Source organism: Streptomyces sp. NPDC059455 (genome assembly GCF_042750115.1).
Lineage (GTDB): Bacteria > Actinomycetota > Actinomycetes > Streptomycetales > Streptomycetaceae > Streptomyces > Streptomyces endocoffeicus.
In genome coordinates, this window is record NZ_JBHYVB010000145.1 from 13,286 (window position 1) to 30,466 (window position 17,181).

The window sequence follows — 17,181 nt, forward strand, 5'->3', positions numbered from 1 at the left end:
GCGAGTCACGCGCGAGTGCGGTCGGGATCGGGAGCTGCGCATGCAGCGAGCCCGGTCTCTTGGTAAGCGACCGGGCTCGTTGATTGCGAGAGGGCCTGGTTCTGGTTGCAGCCGGAGCCGGGCCCTTCGCGCTGAAGGTTCTAGTCACCTCCGGACCCTTCAATGCCTCTCAGAGTCTTTCGGTGCCTTTCAGCGCGCCACTCAATCTCTCATGTGAAACGCTGCGCTATCAACATCGTGAACTTGTGCAAGTGCCACTGCGGCTTCTTGTCGACTAGCTAATCTTGCGTCTCTTCGCGATAGCTGCCCATGAAGCGTCGGTGATCAGAACCGCTGAGTGGGTCGCTGAACAGGGTGAAGGTACTCGCAGCTAACCCACCCTTCCAGGTTCCCGAGGCTCTACGGCCCTCAAGGCTTCTTGCGAACCGGCCCTGTGGCTGTGTAGACGCTTGCCAGAGCGTGGCGAGTGCGCTCCTGGCTGGACGGCATGAGGTGCGCGTACACGCGCAGCGTCAGGCTGGGGTCCGAGTGGCCCAGGTACTCGGCGAGTGCCTTGATGTTCTCCCCAGCGTCCAGGAGGACGGAGGCGTAGAAGTGGCGCAGGGCGTGCATGCCGTTCTCGCGGGACTCCGCGTACGGCTGGCCCCGCCCCGGCACCAGGATGACCCCAGCCGCAGCGAGCGCCGGTTTCCACGCCTCCTCGTTGAGCGACGTACGCCAGACGTGCCCACCACGCGGACCGGTGAAGATCAGTCGCTTGGTCACCGGGGGACCGTCCGCCACCTTCCACGGCAAGGTGATCTCGACCGGCGGGAACCGCTTCATGTGCTCCCGGAGCGCGTCCGCGACCGGCCCGGGCAGCGGCACGTCCCGGAGCTTGCCGCCCTTGGGCGGGGCGAACACGGCCTTACTGCGGCTCAGCTTCAGTTGCTGGACCACGTGGAGCGTGTCCGACTCGAAGTCGATCGCGTCGACGGCCACGCCCAGGATCTCGCCCTGACGGAGCCCGCAGCCGCCGCCCAGGTCGACCATGGTCTGATAGCGCTCCGGCATGGCGGCCCGCACGGCGAAGAGTCGTTCCGGCGTCCACGGGATCACACGCTTCGTGTCGACGGTCGGCGGCCGGACCGAGCGGGCGGCGCACGGGTTCCGGGGAAGGTGCCCGTCGTCCACGGCCGCGCTCAGGGTGGCACGCACGTTGGAGTAGATCGTCCGCGCGTACGACCCCCGGATGCCGTTCTCCTGAAGCTGACGCACCCAGTCCCGTATATGAGCAGGCTGGAAGGAGCCGAGCGGACGAGTGCCCAGGTACGGGAAGGCGTGCAACCGCAGCTGTGACTCCATCGAGGCTTGCGTGTTCGGGTCGGCGCCCTGGGTGGCCACCCAGCGTTCGGCGTACTGCTGAAAGGTGATCCGAGCGGCGCCGGGGTCGATGTACTGCCCCCGCGCCATGTCCGCCTCGACGTGGGCGAGCCACTGATCGGCAAGCCGCTTCTGCCGGTCGGGGAAGCTCTTGGACTTCTCCGTGCCGTCCGGACCGACGTAGCGAGCGCGGTAACGGAGCCCCGATCCGTAGCGCTCCGTTTTGACCTTGCGTGCCTTCCCGTCCGGTCCGGTCTCGGACCTGTACCAGCGGTCTTGGATATGCCCGGCCATCAGGCAGCAGCCCCTTCCCGCAAGGACTCGACCCAGGCCCGGACGTCCACGGGGTCGAAGCGCAGATGCCGGCCGACCCGGAAGCCGCGCGGACCGGTGCGCTTGCGGCGCCACTGGTAGACCGTCTCAACGCTGGGCAGGTCGAACATCGCCACCAGGTCGTCAGGAGTCAGGTACCTCGATGGCAAGGCACGCGACTCGGCGGCCACTTCTGCGACAGCGAGGCGTCGCCTAGCCATGGGTGGGCTCTCCTTCTGTTCCTGGAGCGGGGGTGATGGTGGCGGTGAGCCATTCCTCGGCGGGGGTGAGGCCGGTACCGGCGTAGACCCAGTGGGCGAGGACCAACGTGGTCTCATCCGGGCCGGAGTCGGCGACGGCAGCTTGGGCACGTCGCCAGGCGGCGCGGGCGTCGCGGAGTGCGCCGAGGGTGGTGGAGTAGCGGCGGGATTTGGTGGAGAAGTGGCCCCGGAAGCCGAGCATGTGGGCCCAGGCGCGGAGCCGGAGGTGTTCCAGATCCTTCCGGGCGCCGAGGGCCCAGGCGGTGCGGATGAGGCGGCGGGTGTGTTCGGGGACGTCGAGTTGGGCGAGTTCGGCGATGAGCCGTATCGGCCGGTCGAGGGCCCCGGTCGCGGTCTCGGCGCCCTTGGTGGCGTACTTGGCGATGTACGCGGCTACAGCCCGGTCGGTCAGCTCCTGGCCGCCGTTGAAGTCCGCGCCCCGGATGGGCCGTACGTCGAGCTGACGACCGAAGGCGAAGCGGTGGGCCCGGCCGTCGATCACCGACCCTTTCACCTCTGCTTTGGCTGCGGCAGCGCGGATGGCGTCGGTCAGCAGATCGGTGGTGGCCCAGGCTGGCGGCGGGGTGTCGCCGCCTTCCGGGCCGTCAAGCCGGATGACCGCGTGGAAGTGGACGGCGCCGCGTTTCTGGTACTCGGCGACCTTGGCGAAGGACAGCCGGGCGTGCTCGCGGAAGGCCCGTTGTGTGAGCCCGGCCCGCTTGGCGACCTCCCGCCGCAGGTAGATCGAGAACCGCCGCCACAGCAGGCCCGCGTGAGCGTTCCAGAGCACCGCGGATTCGTAGTCGTACCGGTCCGGATCGAGCGGAGTACCAAGCGCATCGTCCTCTTGGTCGTGGCGGACACCGCAGCGGCACAGGCGGCGGACACCGGCCGGGCCGGTGGGCCGATTGTGGACGGGGCCGAAGCTGGGCGCGGTGAAGGTGGCGAAGACGCGGGGGTGCGTGGCTACCTCCTCGGGGGTGCCTTTGCCGCCGCGTAGTCCGGCGGTGATCAGGTGGAAGGTGTCGCGGCGGTAAGTCTCGGCACAGGCCGCACAGCGAGTGGTGCGGCGGTTGTTGCAGCGGACCAGGAGATGCCCGGCGGGCAGCTCGGCGGAGTCCAGGTGATGAAGAATGCGGCCGATCTCGCCGGTGTCCTGGTTGAGGTGGTGTTCGGTGCGGTGGCCGTCGAGGCGGATGGGATTGGTGCAGCCGCCGAGGCCGGAGAGTTGGCGGAGCAGTGCGGGCATGGTGCCGAGGGCTGCCAGGCTGCGGAGTTCGGGCATCGGTGGCGGGGTGGTGCGGGTGATGATGGGGTCTCCTCTTTCGGCTCTTGGGTCGGGAGGGGGTGGGCTGCCGGGGCGGCGGATGCTTGGCGGTATCGAGGCCGCCCCGGCAGTCGTGCTCGTACGGGGGTCAGCGGCGACGCTGGCTGGCCAGGAGCGAGCGCATGACGACGGCGGCAACGGCGACGGAGACGGCCGTGACGGCGACGGCGGCGAGCAGGGCCGTCAGGACGATGCCGACCGTGACCACGGCACCGACCGTTCCGGCATTGATCCCGCTCAAGGCCCCGGCCGGGCGGATCGGAGCGGGCGCGTGGGTGTGCTGGCAGGAGCAGGCCGGGGCGTGATGCTGCTGGACCGCCGGGACGGCGGTGGGCATGTGGACGATCGGCGGCGTGGGGGCTTCGGGGTACTTCGGTCGGAACACAGCGATCTCCTCTCAGCTACTCGTCTAGTCGTGTTGCTCGTTGACGGAGTCGACGCCGGAGCGCGTACCGGACTCCACGGACGGCGCAAGACCGGTGTGGGCGAGCCAGAAGCCGAACAGCGCGATCACGACGGCGACCCACAGGCGGACGCCCATGAACTTGATCGCGATCCAGGCAACGGCGCCCAGGATGAGGACCAGGGGCAGGCTGACGGTCACAGGCCATCTCTCCTTTCAGCGGATGGGGCAGCGGTGGGTACGGGCGGCCAGCTCGGCGGCGGCGCGGGTGTCGTAGTCGGCGGAGAAGTCACAGCGGGGAGCGGTGCACACGGCGGTGTGCTTCACCCGGCCCCGCTGATCGTTGGCGGTGCCGACCCGGACCGGGCCGATGCGGATGACGTTGCGGAAGCGGCGGAGCATGAAGGACTCCTTTACAGATGGGAAGCGATGGCGTCGGCCAGCGGCGCCGGGACGCCGAGGCGGGCGCGCAAGGTGTCGGTGTCGATAGGCGAGCCAGTACGGGCCTGGTGGTCGTCGGCGAGCTTGCGCGCGTGGTTCACGAGCGCGGCCGGAACGTGAGGCGCAGGCCGCTGTTGCTCAGGCTCCGGATCGGCGAGAGGCCCCGCAGTTTCCGGCTCGGCCGGGACCGACGCGGTTTCGGCAAGTTCGGCCGGAGCCGACGCGGTCTCGGGCGCTGGTGCGGTGTGGACGAGGAGGGTTCCGCCGAGGAAGGCGACGGCGGGCCATCCGGCGACAAGGATGCGCAGCCAGTCCGGTACGTTGTCCAGGTCGAGCAGTCCGGCGGTGGCGACGTTCGCCCCGAGCGACGCGGTCAGGGCGACGACGAACCAGCACCAGCCCGCAGCCTTGGACGCCCCCGATCGGAGCCGCTTCCAGGCCGCCACGAGCAGCAGGTCAACGGAGACCGGATAGGCCCACGCCTTCCACCCGTCCTGTCCGGCCGCCGAGGCCAGGTCATGCAGGTGGGCGAAGGACAGCGCGGCAGCGATGACCGCTTGCACGAGCACCGCGTCAACCCGCGCCAGGTAAGCGCGCATGGGTAGAAGCTCCTTCCAGTGAGTCAGCCGTCTGCGGTGAGTTCGTCGGCACGTGTGCGAGCGGCGGCGGCGACCTCGGCGGCCTCGGTGTCATCGGGCTGGGCAGCGGCGATGCGCTCCAGCAGGTCCGCTTTGCGGTTCATCAGCTCGGCGCGGCTCCCGGCCCCGCGTGTGCGGAAGTCGGCCAGGTCGGCCAGGAGCGCGGAGACTTCGGAGATGGTGGGACGAGACACAGGGACTCCACTTTTCGGTTTCAGGCATTGCGGGGGTAGGGACACGGCGCGGGTACGGTCGCGCCAGCCGTCAGGTGGGTTGATTACTCGGCGGCCGGGAGTGGCTTGAGCAGCGAGGTTGGAGCGCTCACCGGTACGGCCGGCGCGTCCGGCCGGAACGGCTCCAGCGCGGGCATGTCCGGCACGAGATGGGCATGGTCGCGGCAGACCGCCGCAGCATCGCGGAGCGAGAGATGGGGCGGACGGATGCGGGACCAGCCGCCGGACGTGTCGCCAGCGACCGCGAGGCCGGGCCGTTCGGGGGCGATGGCGCAGGCCGCGCCGACCGCTTCGGGGGCGATGTCGCCGAGCGCCATCTTGGCGGAGGCTTCATCGTTCACGCGGTGGCACACCCGCCCGGTCAGCTGAGCCCGCAGCATCGTCGCTCCCTTGCCCAGCTCGGCGCCGAACCGCTGGCCGCAGACCTCCAGGTAGATGCCTGCCGCGCGGCCGAGTTGGGCGAGGCGGATGAGCTGGGTGACCATCTCGTCCCGCCGTTCCTCGTCCTTCCGCGTGGCGACGAGGAACAGTTCGGCCACCTCGTCCACCACCAGCACCACCGGCACCGGCCGCTCCTCCTCCGGCAACCCCCAGATGTCAGAGGTGATCTCTTCATCCGGCGTGCTGGGGGCGATGCCCTGCCGGGCCTTGATCAGGTCGTACCGGTCCTCCATCAGCCCGACCAGCACAGGCAGCAGTTCCGCCGCCTGCACAGGATCGGTGGCCAACGCCGAGAGCCGTGGAGCGAACGGCGCCAGCTCGACACCCCGTTTGCAGTCGATACCGACCAGCGCGACCGGTTGCCGGGCGAGCCCGGCGATGTGGTGGCGCAGGAACATCGACTTACCCGAGAGCGTGGCGCCAAGGGTGAGCTGGTGCGGGATGGTCCGGTAGTCCCGGACGAACGGCGTCGCGTCCTCCCGCAGCGCCACCGGCACCTTGAGGAAGCCACCCGCAGCCGTCCGGGGCATCCGGACCTTCCGGAGCACATCGAAGCCGATCAGCCGCAGCTCAACCACACCCGGCTTGATCTCCTCCACGTACGCGCCGTGAACGCCCCAGGCATGCCGCAGCCGCTCGGCGGAGGCGGCCACGTCGGCAGGTTCCTGACCCGGTGCCAGCCGCAGCCGGACCCGCAGCCCGGTCGACGTCGGACGGATCAGCCCCCGACGGGGCGGCACCGGCCGCACATCCCGATGGGTGAACGCCTGTATCGCCCAGGCCCGCAGCCGGGACGGCGGAACGGTCAGCCCGCACGCGTCCATCACCGACCCGTACGACCCCAGCAGCCGGGCCGTCGAGATGGGCATCCCGATCGTGGACCAGTAGGCGGCCGGGTGCCGGGCCCGGAGGTAGGCGGCCCCGCCGACCGTAGCGGCGACCGGGCCACCCATCTCCATCAGTGTCATCACGTCAGCCATCAGGCTCAGGCCCCCGCACCGACCGATATGGCGGCCGGGGCGATGGCCTCGGCCCGGAAGGCGATGCCGTGACGCTGCTGCCCGTTGAAAACGGTCTCCCAGGGCCGGGCGATCAGCCCGATCAGCGTGACCGGCGCACCGAGCGCCAGCCCCTCCGTGACGCCGCTCTCCGGCACGGTGACCTGAAGCAGCGAGGACTCCCCGCCGTCGATGTAGACGACGCCAAGCCGCATCAGCGTCTCGCCGCTCTGCGCGTCCTTGGCAATCTCGCCGGTCTGCCGGTCCTTCACCTTCGGCTCCGGCGCCTCGGTCAGCAGGACAGTGGCACCGGAGGTCTCAACTCGGATGGAACGCAACTACTTCTCCTTCTCTCGCATCCAACCCACCTACTTGTGTAGATGAGTTGCGGTCTTCGAACCCGAACGGGCGGGAACGGGGACCACCATGCCACACAGCTTGCCCACTCGTCTATACGAGTATGTGTCTTCGTGTGTACGAGTCAGAAGAAGCAGCCCGGGGCCACCACGCCCCGGCCATGCGTCAGTTGGCAGGAAGCTGGTAGGCGAGGACGTACGCGTCGGCGGCCATCACGGTGTCACACACCTCCACCGCCCGCCCCTCACTGTCGTAGGCGGTCCGAACGAGGTGGATCACCGGAACCCCGGAGGCGAGCTGGAGCGAGCGCACCTCGGCAGGCGAGGGCATCCGGGCCCGGATCTCCTCATCGAAGTGATCCAGGCGGTGCCCCATCTCCTCCAGCCGGGCATAGATGCCACCGGGACCGGGGTTCGGCTGGGCGATCGGAGTGTTCCGCGCCAGGTCCAGCGGCAGATACGACGTGGCGAACTCCACCGGCCGCCCATCCAGTAGATACCGCCGCCGCCGGGCCAGCACCTTACGAGGCGAGCCCAGCCGGGCCGAGATGTCCTGCGACGGCCGCTCTTCCTTCACCTCGAGGTTGTCCACCTCCGGGCGACTGCCCGCCGCTTCCGCCTCCACGGTGAAGGCAGCCTTCCCCTGATCCCGATGCCGCCGCGCGAAGCGATCCGAGGCCAGCCGCCGCACAGGCGGCCGGGGCCGCACGAAGACCCCCTTGCCGTGCTCGGACACGGCCAGCCCCTCTTGTTGGAGCAGCGACAGAGCGTTGCGGACGGTCATCCGCGAGACACCGAAGTGGTCGACCAGCTCAGTCTCGGAGGGCAGCTTGTCGCCCTCCCGGAAACGTCCCTTGTCGATCGCTTCCCGCAGCGCGTCGGCGATCTGCCGGAAGACCGCCCGGTCGCTCGTCGGGTCCAATACACCCAGAACAGAGGTCAGAGAAGGCATTCGCACATACTCCTTTAGGTATCTAGACGAGCGGCTGACCGGGATTGCTACGGTGGAGAGCCTAGCCAGCCGGGAGGGCCGAGGAACGTGAGCACTGAGCGCCCGCACTCCGTGAGCGTCGCCGGAGTCATCGTCGACGACGCGGGCCGTGCGCTGCTGATCAAGCGACGGGACAACGGTAAGTGGGAACCGCCCGGCGGCGTGCTCGAACGCGGGGAAACCATCCCCGAGGCCCTGCAACGGGAAGTCCTCGAAGAGACCGGCATCAAGATCGCGCTTCCCGCGACCCTCACCGGCGTCTACAAGAACATGACCGGCCTGATCGTCTCCATGGTCTTCCGCTGCGAGGCGATCGACGGCACCCCGACCACCGGAGCCGAGACACGAGCCCTGCGCTGGGCCACCCGCGAAGAGGTCACCGAGCTGGCCGACGAGGCATACGCGATCCGCGTCCTGGACGCGCTCGACAACGCCAGCCCGCCGGCCGTCCGCGCCCACGACGGCGTACGACTCATCTAGCACGCACCCACGACCCATAGCCCCTACCAGCACGAAGGAACTTGTATGGACGAGTATATGAGTGCTCCGCGAGTTTGGGGCCTGATGTGCCCAGGATCCCGAGAAGAAGTCACCCGAGCCCGCCGCTGGACCCGCGACATCCTCAACGGACACCCCTGCGCGCACGACGCCGAGCTCATCGTGAGCGAGCTCGGCAGCAACGCCCTCACCCACACCGCGAGCGGCAGCCCCTACGGCACCTTCCAGCTCACGCTGTCCCTCTCCCCGCGCACCGTCGCGATCTCCGTCACCGACGAGGGAGGACACCCCGGAGAACCCCGCTCCACGGAGGCCGACCCGGACGACACCCACGGCCGCGGATTAACCATCGTCATGGCACTCGCCCGCCGCCTGGACATCACCGGCAGCCAGCACGGCCGCACCGTCACCGCCCAACTCGTAGCCCCCGAGCAGGCAGGAGTCACCACATGCTGAGGCCCCTGCTACGCCCCGGCTACTGGTGCGAGTGCTGGACGCGTTCACCAGCTACAGGACCCCGCTCGGTCCTGCTCGCCTCCATCGAAACCAACAGCCCCAGCGAGGCCACCCGATGGATCCGCGTCACCGTGCGAACCATCGCCTCAGCACTCGACCGGGCAACAGCCCACGAAGCATGGGACTGGATCACCTACGGCCACAAGGAAGCCGAAGACGCCCTCGCCACCGGGCAAGCGGCCACATTCGCCCTCACCCTGCAAGACACCCACATCGAATGGATCCTCCGGCCGGTCATCTTCCTACCCCTCGCCCACCGCGAATCGCGACGCCTTCCGGCATGCGCCGAACAGTTCACATGCCCCACCACACACAAGATCGCCCGACACCAGGCCAACAGCCACTGAGTTACAACCTTCTCTACGGGTTCAAGGCGGCTCGCTCCGCTCACCGCGCGCGGCCCGGCCCCCGGCCGGGCCTGCGCTCCTGTCTCCGCCCCGCTCCACCCCGGCCGCCGCCCGTGCCGCGCACACAGCAAGCAGCCGCCTGACGCCAGAGAAGGGGTACGTCGTGGCTGGGGCCGGTCGGCTCCACGGCTTTAGGCAGCCACTTTGGGGCGAGCCTCTAAGATCATGGCCCCAACGTCGTGCTTTAGCGGGCAGGTCCACAGACTGCCCGACGCGCCGGAAGCTTACGGGGCCATGATCACTCGCCCCAAAGCAGCTCCAGCCCAAAGCCGCTCCACCGACCTCGGATTCCCCCGAACATTACCGGAGGGAATTACGCTCCAAGATCGAAAGTGTTACTCCGAGTCCCGAGATAAGCAGGCCAATCAGACTTGCAAAGCCAGCTGCAACGACCAGGACTGATAGCACAGAGTTCCCCTCACGCCCCGCGTCCGCTCCAATGCCAATGGTGGATGCGACAAGGATCACCATGAGAAATGCACTCGTCACAAGCAGGCACTTCGCTATGTCACTGCGCGCCTCCGCTAGCTCTTCTTCCTTGCGGCGATTCCTGCCTTGTGCATCGATCTTGGGTGCAAAGGCAGCGAGGATTGCCACTGCGGCTAGAGCGAATCCGAGTAGCCCGCTAGAAGAACCGGTCAATGACGAATAGATATCCTTGCGCAAATCCGGTTTCACGGCAGCGAGGAGATATGTCCCGCCGAACACGGAGACCAAGGATAAGCATGTCGCGGCCCCAATAAAAGCCACTATGGGGAAGATCCACCAATTGCGATTAACCTTCTCTGACAGATCAGACATGCCGCCCCCTCACGCCTCCGTGTCACCCCTTCCGCATCAACTCCGCTGTCGAGGTCGTCTCAAACACCCCTCGGCGCTTGAAGTCCTTGTACGCCTGCTCCAGCTCGAAGAAGACGGACTCCACGCGAGGTGCTGATGGGATGTCAGCCCGTTGGGGCAACTCGACCTCTGCGCTCAGTCGATCTGTGAGCAGGTTGACCTCTTCGACTCGGTTGGTCCTCCTGCTCCTCCCCCTAACAACCATTCCAGTGAGTAGGTCACTAGCCTGAGCTGCAAGCTCCAGCAATTCCTCCTCGATGTGCTGGTCGATGTACCGGTCCTTCGGCCCGTAACGGCCCATGCCGAGGCTTACTCGCACAGACGGCAGCTCCTCCCCAGCTACCGCCGGCCACAAGTTCCCGAACGTCCCCCTCCCTCTCGTTGCATATTCCGGTTTGGTCATCGCTAGCTCAAAGGATCGGAACTGTCCTTCCATCTCCTTCAGCCTGCGAAATGCCTCCTGGTCGTACAAGGGGTCGAACTGGACGTACTCTCGCAGACGCTGCCGCAAGAAGAACGCGAGGCGTGAAAGCCTCGGCGAATACCTACCCATATCGTGAGCGCAGTATCCGTCGGGCCAGATCGAGATGTGTGTGGCATCGGCCGGATATTCGTTGGCCAACAATGAGATTGGGCCGATCGAACCGTCTGGATCCCACTTGAACGGTCGATCCTCCTCCCCCCTGAGTGCCAGAACGCGGAACTTAGCGGGGTCCCTGTCGCCTCCCGGTTCAACTACTTCTACAGCTGTGATCACCCCGTCCTTTTCCACCATTTGCGAGGAACTATCAGCCGCGATTTCTTGGGCTAGGCGCTGAGCTACTGCCGGGGGATCGAAGACAGTCCGCCCCGCCACAGATGACCAGCGGTAGAAGACAAGCTTTCGCTTCAGCATCCCCCCAGCTTACGAGAGTTGACGCTACCTCAGCACCTGAACCGCGTCATGATTCGCAACGCCGAGCCCATGATTCTTCTGGCCATCACCTCGCCCCCAACTAGCTCCTTGAAACCTTCTCCAGTATCGAGGAAGGGTCTGACAACCGGTCGAGTGAGCACGTCTTCCCAGTTGGGAGCGATGCGAAGAGCTACCCCCTGGCCGACGGGCGTCTTCAAGGCCGCGGGTTCGATCTCTTCCCATCAACGCGCCGAAGGACGAGAAGGGTAGCTTCTGGATCAAGCAGGTACGACGGCTACATGAACGCCACGGGGCAAGGCCGTCCCCGGCCCTGAGCGGCACCCCTGAGTGTGTAACTGCGTGACAACGCCCACGAACACCGGCGAAAACCGTGAGCGTCTGCGGACCATCAGCACAGGTGAGAGCCACACCAACCCCAATACGGCACCCCCGTACCAGTTGCTTCGAGACGAAGAGGTCGTGCGTCAAATCCCGCCACCCTGACAGTGAACTACCAGGTCAGAGCCCTGTCCTGCAGTTGATCAGAGACGCACCATGCTCAGCCGCCTTGCAGCCCATTAGGATCACGACCATGGCAGGCCATCACGCAGAGCGCCCCCACGACCACGCATGTGCTCTCGCCCAGCGGGTCCGAGCGTTGCGGGAGGGCCGCGGGTGGACGCGTGAACGGCTCGCCAAGGAGGCTGGCATCGCCCTCGGAACGCTTGCCCGTCTGGAGAGCGAGGGAGCGATCCAGCCAAGCTTCTTCACCGTCGGAGCGGTTGCAGAAGCTCTTGCGGTTTCGCTCGATGAGCTTTTCAGGGAGACCAGGGGGACTCCCGGGCTCTGGTCCGCTGGGTACGAAGGCCGTGACATCGAGTCCTTCGTCGCTTCGCTCCGCAACAGCCGTATCGAAGTCGTGGCGGACGTACGGCTTACGCCGATCAGCCGCAAGAAGGGCTTCAGTAAGACCCGCCTAGGGGAGGCACTTGCCGAGGCCGGCATCGAGTACACGCACCTACGGAGCCTGGGAAATCCCAAGGACAACCGGGCACCATTCTGGGACGGCCGCCTCGACGTGGGCCGAGCCCGGTTTCGCGGGGTGCTGCGGTCCGAGGAGGCGCAGACCGATCTTGAGCGCCTCGCGGAGCATGCCCGGCAGTCCCGGGTCGCGGTGCTGTGCTTCGAGAAGGACGAGAGCCGCTGCCACCGGCAGGTGGTTCTGGACATGGTCTGCAAACGGGCCGCGGTGCCCGTCATGCCTCTGGCCTGACTTCATGCCTCATTCCAGTACGCGCCCTTGCCCCTGGCGCATACCTCTTCTCCAATCGGATCGGGAGATCAGTGGAGGGGGCAACCTTGGAATCGGGAAAGTGGCAACGCGCGCGGATCATGATCACGGTCAAGACCTATCCGGAACTGTCCGCGAAGTACCACGAGACGAGTTGCGTGGCTGGCATACGGCTCGACCAGGGGGCGCCCCAGCATGTGCGGCTCTTCCCAGTTCCGTTCCGGTTGCTGGACGAAGAAAGCCAGTTCGCCAAGTACTCGATCGTCGAAGTCGACGTGCGGCGGCACCATGGGGACCGCCGTCCCGAGAGCTTGCGCCCAAATCTGCAGACCCTGAAGGTCATCGAGCGTCTCGGAACGGCGGACGGCTGGCGCGAACGCTTTTCGCATGTTCGACCCCTCGTGGTGCCGTCCCTGTGCTCCATAAGGCGGGACCAGGAGGTGCGGGCTACGTCGCTCGGCGTCTTCCGCCCGGCGGAGTTCACTGGCTTCCGCCTCATCCCAGCCGAGCCCTGGCCTGCTTCGAAGGCTGCCTTGGCAGATCAGTTGGATCTACTCGCACAGGACCTTCGCCAACTGGAGTGGGTGCCACTTGAGTTCCGGTACAGCTTCCGATGCGCGGATCAGCAGTGCGGTGGTCATGACATGGGGTTGAGGGACTGGGAGGCGGGCGAGTCCTACCGTAAGTTTCTTCGTCAGTACGGGAAGGACGACGTGGAGGAAAAGCTTCGCGAGCGCTGGTTCGACCGGATGGTCACTCCGGAGAGGGCCGTACACTGCTTCGTCGGAAACGTTGCGGCTCGTCCCAAGACTTTTCTACTGCTTGGCCTCTTCTACCCACGACGGGATGTCGTCGAAAACTTCCAGGAGAGTCTGTTCGACCTATGAGGGTGGACACGGAGCGCGCGGTCCCCGGAGCCATCTGTAACATCAACGGCTCCGGACGTCAGCACTCCTAGGCGGTCTGGCATGGCCAGCATGGCCGGGCAGCTACCCAGCAACACCGGGGAGCGATCGAACTCCTAAAGCGGGTGTCGGTCCGCCTGACGCGGCTCCTCGCACTGACGTATGCACGATGGCTCAATGCTTGCTGCCCAGTAAGCCGCGAGCCGGACGGTGGGGCTCTTCGCCACTCTCCCAGCAGGTCAGAGTGGGTTTTCAGCGCACTAGGCCCCGTGATTCCCAAGCTGAGGTCCTGCGCCTTGCCGCTCAGGACGAGGAGTCGAAGCCAGCACGACGATCGAGGTGGAACGGGCGGCCCGGAGCTGCTGGGTCCCAGCCTGCACGAAGAGCGAGCTCGATCGCCTCGGCAACGTCGGCGGGCCGGACTGGCTTGGCCTCACGACCGAGCCAGTTGCTCGGGTGCGGCTGGTTGGTCGTGACTACGAGCGTTGTCCCGGGAGTGTCTGCGTGCTCGACCGCGAACGTGCACGGTGACCAGGCCAGGCCCTGGAGGTAGGTCGGCCTGCGTCGCAGACGCCAGCGGTAGGCCGTGCCGTCGACCACGATCCGTCGTGATCCCTTGCGGACCAGTGCCATGACTCCCCCTTCAGTAGCGAAGATGCTAGCGAGCCCGGCACCGCCGTCCGTCTCAGCTTCCGTCTCATTCAGTGCCGTTCGAGGCCGTTCAGGCGAGACCGGAGGCGGTCTCCGCGCTGACGAGCGGTCGCGCATGAACGCAGGTGAACGGCCCCGTACTTAGCTCAGCGAGCTGCCAACAGACTTGGAAAGCGTGCGCTCCGACGCGTGATGGCAGTTCGGCCAGTGGCTGAACTAGCACGGTTTGCCAGTCGGTCGTCTGCTGGCCACACCGCCCGCCTCGGCGTGAGGCACCGCGAGCCTCGGCGGCTAGGCCCTTCTCCGCGAGACTGGAACGGCGATGTATAGCTGCCGGAGTCCGTGCATGGCGGCATGGAACGCAGCCGCAATTTCGCGTGCCTTCTGCTCGCTCTCGATCGCCCATATGGAGATGTAGTCAGGTGCAATGTTGGCCTGCGTCACCGTGCCAGCAGATACCAATGCCTCAGCTGCGGACTCCAGGACTGCCACTGCCTGGTCCGGGATGGTGGGCCCACTGCTGGAAAAAGCGTCAAGCTCCACTTTCCAGCGCGATCCCTGGCGAGCGATGCACACAAAGATCGCATCGTTGGTCTTGGCGCTTCTGTAGGCCGTGTGGTGAGCTTCCGGTTTGGTGCAGTCGGGGATGAGTGCAGCGGGGAGAGGCGTTCCGGGCGTCGGCATGCTGACATCGTCGCAGGCGCACACACCATTAATCAGGCGAACACCCGCCATCGTGGCTGGCTGTCGTCGGTTGAGGTGCAGACAGCTTGAGTCCACGGTGCACTGTGTGGTCGGGCTGAGGTGATGTCCCTGCCCTACGTGATTCTGGGATGTGGAAGGGGAATGCAGCCCTGTGGCGGTGTAGTGCCAGGGGAGGGGTAACCAGGTGGCGCAACGGGGCAGCGGCCGGGGTAGCGACTATCAGCGGCAGCAGCAAGCTTTACGACGTGCCCAAGAGCAACAGGCACGGCAAGCGGTGCGGGAACGCAAGGCGGCAGAGACGGCCAGCAAACGGCAGGAACGCGAGCGGAAGGCCGCGTACCAGGAGCAGCAGGCCGAGCAAGCGCGGGTTCGCACGATCGGGGTCGAGCACGAGGTCGAGCAGCTAGGGCAGTTGCTCCGTGACGCGTTGGTCGGCGATCCGCCAACGACCTTTGAGCGCCGGCGGAGGACCCACACGCCGAGGAAGTTGGACGAGCGTCCATGGTCTCGTCCGGAGCCTTCCCCGCGCTGGGAGGAGTTCGCACCACCGGAGCCCAGCGGTCTGGCTGCCGTCCTGGGTCTTGGCAGAAAGCGCTATGAAGCTGAGGTTGCCGACGCGCGTGTGCGGTTCGGCGAGGCACAAGAGCGCCACAGGAGAGCCGAGGAGAAGCGGCTGGCAACGCTGGAGCGGAAGCGTGCCGAGCACCGCCAGGCGGAAGCGCAAGCCGTTGACGAGGCGGCGACCTTCAACGGGAAGTTGGACGAGGAGCGCGAGGCGTACAGGGCCGGGGAGCCCGCGGCGGTCGAGGCTCATCTGGGGGCTGTTCTGGGTGCGTCGGCGTATCCAGTGGGCTTCCCCCACGAGCATCGGATCGCCTTTCGACCTGCCACCGGTGACGTACTCGTTGAAATTCACTTGCCTCCGGAGGCGATCGTTCCTAGCGCGCGGGGCTACCGGTACGTGAAGAACCGAGACGAGACGATCGTGCTGTCCCGTCCGGAGAAGGAGCGCAAGGAGATCTACGCCTCTGTCCTGGCGCAGGTTGCTCTGAGGACAGTCCACGAGGTCCTGACGAGTGATCCGAACCGGATCGTCAATGGCGTGATCCTGAACGGCCATGTGAGAACCATCGATCGGGCCACCGGCCAGGAGGTCTCGCCCTGTCTGGTGACGCTCAGCGCCAGCAGGGAACAGTTCGGCAAGCTCCGCCTCAGCCAGGTTGATCCAGCGCAGTGCCTCAGGGGACTCAACGCTCTGGTGTCTCCCAACCCCTACGATCTCGAACCGATTCGCCCCATCGTCGAGTTCGACCTGTCGAAGTACCGACTCATGGACAGCATGGATGTCGTCGCTGGCCTGGACAGCAGGCCCGTGCTGGTGAAGTTGACACCCACCGAGTTCGAGCACCTGATTCGCCAATTGTTCGAGGCGATCGGAATGGAGGCTTGGAACACTCAGGCGTCCAAAGACGAGGGCGTTGACGCGGTGGCCGTCAGCAAGGACCCCGTCTTCAACGGTGAGTGCATCATTCAAGCGAAGCGATACAGCAAGCTCGTGGGTGTTGAGTCCGTCCAGGCTCTCGCTGGAGTGGTGGAGCACAAGCGTGCTGCCAAGGGGGTCTTGATCACCACATCATGGTTCGGCCGGGCAAGCCACGACTTTGCCCGTCAGCATGGCCGGCTCCAGCTCATCGAGGGGCCGGAACTCAAGTACCTGATCAAGGAACACCTTGGCAAGGATGTGATCCCAGGACCGGTTCCTCCGAAGAGGCGCCCCTCGCGCTGAGACCGGAGCTGCCCACTCAAACCGTGGAGCCGGGCCGTCCCTGGGCCGTCCGAGGTCGCTTAACAGTGGCCAAGGACGACCAACGACGACCACCAGACACACGAGTCCCCCGCCCCTGACCAGCAAAAACGCAGGTCACCAAGATCCCCGGCAAGACCCAGGGCAAGAAGAAGTAGCCTTTGTGATCATGCCTCCCACCCGCACTTACGGTGCGAGTGGGAGGCATTTTCGTGCCCTGGAACCTCTCTTTCAGGCTTCGGTCTGTCGCTCGATGCGAGTTCCGCATTCCACCGATGAGTTCCGCGGGCTTGGCCGGTCTACCCCGTCGTACACCATCGGACCTCGGACTGGAGACCCACCATGACCACTCCCGCACACGCCGGTCGCATGCTGTTCGTGAACATGCCCGTGGCGGACATCGAGCGCAGCAAGGCGTTCTTCGCGCGGCTCGGGTTCGGCTACAACCCGATGTTCACCGATGAGACCGCCGCCTGCATGCTGGTCGGCGAGCAAGCCTCCGTCATGCTGCTCAGCCACGAGAAGTTCGCGCAGTTCGCGAAGTTGCCGATGGCCGATCCCACCACGCACACGCTGGCCCTCTACTGCTTCAGCGTGTCAGCCCGCGATGAGGTTGACACGGTCGCCGAGGCCGCGCTCGCCGCGGGCGGCTCCGAGGCGGATGGCCCCGAGGACCACGGCTTCATGTACGCACGCAGCTTCTACGACCTCGACGGCCACGGCTGGCAGGTCATGTGGATGGATCCGTCGAGCACCTCGGACAGCTCGACTGCCTCCACGCCCGCGAGCACGTGATCCTGCTCGGACCCGGTGTTATCGCCGGTTCGTTTGCGATCTGAGCGTGTTATTGCAGCTCAGAACGGTTCTTCGATCGATGGGACAAAGTCAGCAGGGCCCGATGGCTCGA

At 66.3% G+C, this 17,181-nt stretch carries 22 protein-coding genes; 7 read left to right on the forward strand and 15 right to left on the reverse strand.

Annotation, left to right across the window (positions count from 1 at the left end; all coding sequences use genetic code 11):
* Positions 1–408 precede the first annotated feature (408 nt).
* The 11 genes from ACFXB5_RS37405 to ACFXB5_RS37455 all read right to left on the reverse strand — a co-directional run bounded on the left by ACFXB5_RS37405 (position 409) and on the right by ACFXB5_RS37455 (position 7,723).
* A complete protein-coding gene (locus tag ACFXB5_RS37405) occupies positions 409–1,656 on the reverse strand; it encodes a tyrosine-type recombinase/integrase (protein ID WP_385216795.1) in 1,248 nt (415 codons plus the stop codon).
* Complete coding sequence (locus tag ACFXB5_RS37410; protein ID WP_102935019.1) at positions 1,656–1,895, reverse strand: AlpA family transcriptional regulator; 240 nt, start codon at positions 1,893–1,895, stop codon at positions 1,656–1,658. Before ACFXB5_RS37410 ends, ACFXB5_RS37405 begins: the two co-directional genes overlap by 1 nt.
* The gene (locus ACFXB5_RS37415) at positions 1,888–3,219 is read right to left on the reverse strand and encodes a replication initiator (protein ID WP_385216798.1); all 1,332 of its coding nucleotides are present in this window, start codon (positions 3,217–3,219) and stop codon (positions 1,888–1,890) included. Before ACFXB5_RS37415 ends, ACFXB5_RS37410 begins: the two co-directional genes overlap by 8 nt.
* A gap of 130 nt (positions 3,220–3,349) precedes the next feature.
* Positions 3,350–3,646, reverse strand: coding sequence for a hypothetical protein (locus tag ACFXB5_RS37420; protein ID WP_383137001.1), 297 nt, complete (start codon positions 3,644–3,646; stop codon positions 3,350–3,352).
* A gap of 24 nt (positions 3,647–3,670) precedes the next feature.
* Complete coding sequence (locus ACFXB5_RS37425) at positions 3,671–3,865, reverse strand: hypothetical protein (RefSeq protein ID WP_383137002.1); 195 nt, start codon at positions 3,863–3,865, stop codon at positions 3,671–3,673.
* A gap of 15 nt (positions 3,866–3,880) precedes the next feature.
* Positions 3,881–4,066 carry a mobile element transfer protein gene (locus ACFXB5_RS37430; protein ID WP_137966753.1) on the reverse strand — a complete coding sequence of 62 codons (186 nt, stop codon included), beginning with the start codon at positions 4,064–4,066 and terminating at the stop codon, positions 3,881–3,883.
* Between the two features lie 11 nt (positions 4,067–4,077).
* Positions 4,078–4,704 carry a DUF2637 domain-containing protein gene (locus ACFXB5_RS37435; RefSeq protein ID WP_383137003.1) on the reverse strand — a complete coding sequence of 209 codons (627 nt, stop codon included), beginning with the start codon at positions 4,702–4,704 and terminating at the stop codon, positions 4,078–4,080.
* A gap of 23 nt (positions 4,705–4,727) precedes the next feature.
* Positions 4,728–4,937, reverse strand: coding sequence for a hypothetical protein (locus ACFXB5_RS37440; RefSeq protein ID WP_383137004.1), 210 nt, complete (start codon positions 4,935–4,937; stop codon positions 4,728–4,730).
* An 83-nt stretch (positions 4,938–5,020) separates the two neighbouring features.
* Positions 5,021–6,397: an FtsK/SpoIIIE domain-containing protein gene (locus ACFXB5_RS37445; protein ID WP_385216803.1), complete on the reverse strand. Its 1,377-nt coding sequence runs from the start codon at positions 6,395–6,397 to the stop codon at positions 5,021–5,023.
* 5 nt (positions 6,398–6,402) lie between these two features.
* A complete protein-coding gene (locus ACFXB5_RS37450; protein WP_161560538.1) occupies positions 6,403–6,753 on the reverse strand; it encodes a hypothetical protein in 351 nt (116 codons plus the stop codon).
* A gap of 184 nt (positions 6,754–6,937) precedes the next feature.
* Positions 6,938–7,723 carry a GntR family transcriptional regulator gene (locus ACFXB5_RS37455; protein WP_385216806.1) on the reverse strand — a complete coding sequence of 262 codons (786 nt, stop codon included), beginning with the start codon at positions 7,721–7,723 and terminating at the stop codon, positions 6,938–6,940.
* A 111-nt stretch (positions 7,724–7,834) separates the two neighbouring features.
* Here ACFXB5_RS37455 and ACFXB5_RS37460 point away from each other — a divergent pair, with 111 nt between their 5' ends.
* Genes ACFXB5_RS37460 through ACFXB5_RS37470 form a run of 3 tightly spaced genes read left to right on the forward strand, consistent with a single transcriptional unit; the run spans position 7,835 to position 9,123 of the window.
* On the forward strand, positions 7,835–8,242 hold the full coding sequence (locus tag ACFXB5_RS37460) for an NUDIX hydrolase (RefSeq protein ID WP_385216820.1): 408 nt from the start codon (positions 7,835–7,837) through the stop codon (positions 8,240–8,242).
* 45 nt (positions 8,243–8,287) lie between these two features.
* On the forward strand, positions 8,288–8,716 hold the full coding sequence (locus ACFXB5_RS37465; RefSeq protein WP_383137007.1) for an ATP-binding protein: 429 nt from the start codon (positions 8,288–8,290) through the stop codon (positions 8,714–8,716).
* Positions 8,710–9,123: a hypothetical protein gene (locus tag ACFXB5_RS37470; protein WP_383137008.1), complete on the forward strand. Its 414-nt coding sequence runs from the start codon at positions 8,710–8,712 to the stop codon at positions 9,121–9,123. The genes ACFXB5_RS37465 and ACFXB5_RS37470 overlap by 7 nt, the downstream gene beginning before the upstream one ends.
* A 360-nt stretch (positions 9,124–9,483) precedes the next feature.
* On the opposite strand, the gene ACFXB5_RS37475 is transcribed toward ACFXB5_RS37470, so the two are convergent.
* Both ACFXB5_RS37475 and ACFXB5_RS37480 read right to left on the reverse strand, forming a co-directional pair.
* Positions 9,484–9,984, reverse strand: a complete 501-nt coding sequence (locus ACFXB5_RS37475; protein WP_383137009.1) for a hypothetical protein — start codon at positions 9,982–9,984, stop codon at positions 9,484–9,486.
* Positions 9,985–10,006: 22 nt separating this feature from the next.
* Positions 10,007–10,918: a hypothetical protein gene (locus ACFXB5_RS37480; RefSeq protein ID WP_383137010.1), complete on the reverse strand. Its 912-nt coding sequence runs from the start codon at positions 10,916–10,918 to the stop codon at positions 10,007–10,009.
* A gap of 592 nt (positions 10,919–11,510) precedes the next feature.
* On the opposite strand from ACFXB5_RS37480, the gene ACFXB5_RS37485 reads away from it, so the two are divergent.
* Complete coding sequence (locus ACFXB5_RS37485; protein WP_383137011.1) at positions 11,511–12,191, forward strand: DUF488 family protein; 681 nt, start codon at positions 11,511–11,513, stop codon at positions 12,189–12,191.
* Between the two features lie 119 nt (positions 12,192–12,310).
* Entirely contained in the window at positions 12,311–13,096 is a 786-nt protein-coding gene (locus ACFXB5_RS37490) for a hypothetical protein (RefSeq protein ID WP_383137012.1), read from the forward strand.
* A gap of 321 nt (positions 13,097–13,417) precedes the next feature.
* Here the strand turns inward: ACFXB5_RS37490 and ACFXB5_RS37495 are convergent, their stop codons facing one another.
* On the reverse strand, positions 13,418–13,747 hold the full coding sequence (locus tag ACFXB5_RS37495) for a hypothetical protein (RefSeq protein WP_383137013.1): 330 nt from the start codon (positions 13,745–13,747) through the stop codon (positions 13,418–13,420).
* Positions 13,748–14,056: 309 nt separating this feature from the next.
* The gene (locus tag ACFXB5_RS37500; RefSeq protein WP_383137014.1) at positions 14,057–14,500 is read right to left on the reverse strand and encodes a hypothetical protein; all 444 of its coding nucleotides are present in this window, start codon (positions 14,498–14,500) and stop codon (positions 14,057–14,059) included.
* 154 nt (positions 14,501–14,654) lie between these two features.
* Between ACFXB5_RS37500 and ACFXB5_RS37505 the strand changes: the two genes are divergently transcribed.
* Together ACFXB5_RS37505 and ACFXB5_RS37510 are read left to right on the forward strand one after the other, a co-directional pair.
* The gene (locus tag ACFXB5_RS37505) at positions 14,655–16,256 is read left to right on the forward strand and encodes a restriction endonuclease (RefSeq protein ID WP_385216812.1); all 1,602 of its coding nucleotides are present in this window, start codon (positions 14,655–14,657) and stop codon (positions 16,254–16,256) included.
* A gap of 360 nt (positions 16,257–16,616) precedes the next feature.
* The gene (locus tag ACFXB5_RS37510) at positions 16,617–17,069 is read left to right on the forward strand and encodes a VOC family protein (protein ID WP_385216814.1); all 453 of its coding nucleotides are present in this window, start codon (positions 16,617–16,619) and stop codon (positions 17,067–17,069) included.
* The last annotated feature ends 112 nt before the right edge of the window (positions 17,070–17,181 follow it).

Coding starts and splice junctions, on each gene's coding strand:
- ACFXB5_RS37405 (WP_385216795.1), bottom strand. CDS start 1,656: ATGGCCGGGCATATCCAAGACCGCTGGTACAGGTCCGAGACCGGACCG.
- ACFXB5_RS37410 (WP_102935019.1), bottom strand. CDS start 1,895: ATGGCTAGGCGACGCCTCGCTGTCGCAGAAGTGGCCGCCGAGTCGCGT.
- ACFXB5_RS37415 (WP_385216798.1), bottom strand. CDS start 3,219: ATGCCCGAACTCCGCAGCCTGGCAGCCCTCGGCACCATGCCCGCACTG.
- ACFXB5_RS37430 (WP_137966753.1), bottom strand. CDS start 4,066: ATGCTCCGCCGCTTCCGCAACGTCATCCGCATCGGCCCGGTCCGGGTC.
- ACFXB5_RS37435 (WP_383137003.1), bottom strand. CDS start 4,704: ATGCGCGCTTACCTGGCGCGGGTTGACGCGGTGCTCGTGCAAGCGGTC.
- ACFXB5_RS37445 (WP_385216803.1), bottom strand. CDS start 6,397: ATGGCTGACGTGATGACACTGATGGAGATGGGTGGCCCGGTCGCCGCT.
- ACFXB5_RS37455 (WP_385216806.1), bottom strand. CDS start 7,723: ATGCCTTCTCTGACCTCTGTTCTGGGTGTATTGGACCCGACGAGCGAC.
- ACFXB5_RS37465 (WP_383137007.1), top strand. CDS start 8,288: ATGGACGAGTATATGAGTGCTCCGCGAGTTTGGGGCCTGATGTGCCCA.
- ACFXB5_RS37470 (WP_383137008.1), top strand. CDS start 8,710: ATGCTGAGGCCCCTGCTACGCCCCGGCTACTGGTGCGAGTGCTGGACG.
- ACFXB5_RS37475 (WP_383137009.1), bottom strand. CDS start 9,984: ATGTCTGATCTGTCAGAGAAGGTTAATCGCAATTGGTGGATCTTCCCC.
- ACFXB5_RS37480 (WP_383137010.1), bottom strand. CDS start 10,918: ATGCTGAAGCGAAAGCTTGTCTTCTACCGCTGGTCATCTGTGGCGGGG.
- ACFXB5_RS37485 (WP_383137011.1), top strand. CDS start 11,511: ATGGCAGGCCATCACGCAGAGCGCCCCCACGACCACGCATGTGCTCTC.
- ACFXB5_RS37490 (WP_383137012.1), top strand. CDS start 12,311: ATGATCACGGTCAAGACCTATCCGGAACTGTCCGCGAAGTACCACGAG.
- ACFXB5_RS37495 (WP_383137013.1), bottom strand. CDS start 13,747: ATGGCACTGGTCCGCAAGGGATCACGACGGATCGTGGTCGACGGCACG.
- ACFXB5_RS37500 (WP_383137014.1), bottom strand. CDS start 14,500: ATGGCGGGTGTTCGCCTGATTAATGGTGTGTGCGCCTGCGACGATGTC.
- ACFXB5_RS37510 (WP_385216814.1), top strand. CDS start 16,617: ATGACCACTCCCGCACACGCCGGTCGCATGCTGTTCGTGAACATGCCC.